We start from the raw sequence: 775 nt of genomic DNA, 5'->3' as shown, positions 1-775 counted from the left end.
CGCGAGATCGACGCCGTGGCCGCGCGGCTGCACCAGGCGATCCCGCCGGTGGTCGACAGGCGGCCGATCCCGGGGCCGGACTCGACCTGGCCCGGGGTCGCGGCGGACGCGGTGACCGGAGCGGTCCAGGCCGGCGCCGAGGACCTCGCCGACGGGCTCGACCCCGCGACGCGGGGCAGGCACGTGCTCGACCCGGTGCCCGATGAGCTGGGGCGTCGCTACGCCGGCGGCCTGCGGGGGCTCGGTCGACTGGCCGGGCCCCTCGGCGCGGGGCTCACGGTGTACGACGGCATCGAGGGTTACGTCTCCGGGGAGACCACGGCCGGCGAGGCGGCCGCGGAGACGACCGGGGCTCTCGGTGGCGGAATGGCCGGCGGGGCGTTGGCGGGGGCGGCCGCGGGATCGTTCCTCGGCCCGGCCGGCACGGCCGTCGGGGCCGGGATCGGGGCGGCGGTGGGCGCGTGGGCGGGCAAGGAGGCGGTCGATCGCGTGTACGACGCCGTCCTGCGCGATGGTTCAGACGACACCGCGGACGGGGGCGGGAACTGATGGCGGGCAGCGGGAGTGATCCGATCGGCGGCGACGAGCCGCCGTTCTCGCGGTGGGACGACATCCGGCAGCGACTGCTCAGGCGGTGGCGCAACGACGACTTCGGCCGCCACACGATCTACTGGAGCGGCATCGTCCTCACCGGGATCTTCGGCTACGGGATCATCGTCCGCGTGGCGGAGGCTCTGGGGGTCGGCTGAGGCTGGGGGGTCGGCTGAGGCTGGGG

General features: G+C 76.3%; 1 protein-coding gene and 1 pseudogene. Both read left to right on the top strand.

Features of this window, described 5'->3' with window-relative positions:
- Positions 1–549, top strand: a pseudogene (locus B4M60_RS07475) (hypothetical protein); the annotation flags it as partial.
- Complete coding sequence (locus B4M60_RS07470; RefSeq protein WP_291081846.1) at positions 549–749, top strand: hypothetical protein; 201 nt, start codon at positions 549–551, stop codon at positions 747–749. The pseudogene B4M60_RS07475 and the gene B4M60_RS07470, both read left to right, overlap by 1 nt.
- The last annotated feature ends 26 nt before the right edge of the window (positions 750–775 follow it).

Origin of the sequence: Dietzia sp. UBA5065, assembly GCA_002415925.1 — a bacterium.
In the GTDB taxonomy this organism is placed as follows: Bacteria; Actinomycetota; Actinomycetes; order Mycobacteriales; family Mycobacteriaceae; genus Dietzia.
The sequence above is the reverse complement of the archived record's forward strand: the minus strand, read 5'-3'. Positions and strand labels throughout refer to the sequence as shown.

Bases quoted from the DNA above. Each gene is read 5' to 3' on its own strand.
- B4M60_RS07470 (WP_291081846.1), top strand. From the start codon at position 549: ATGGCGGGCAGCGGGAGTGATCCGATCGGCGGCGACGAGCCGCCGTTC.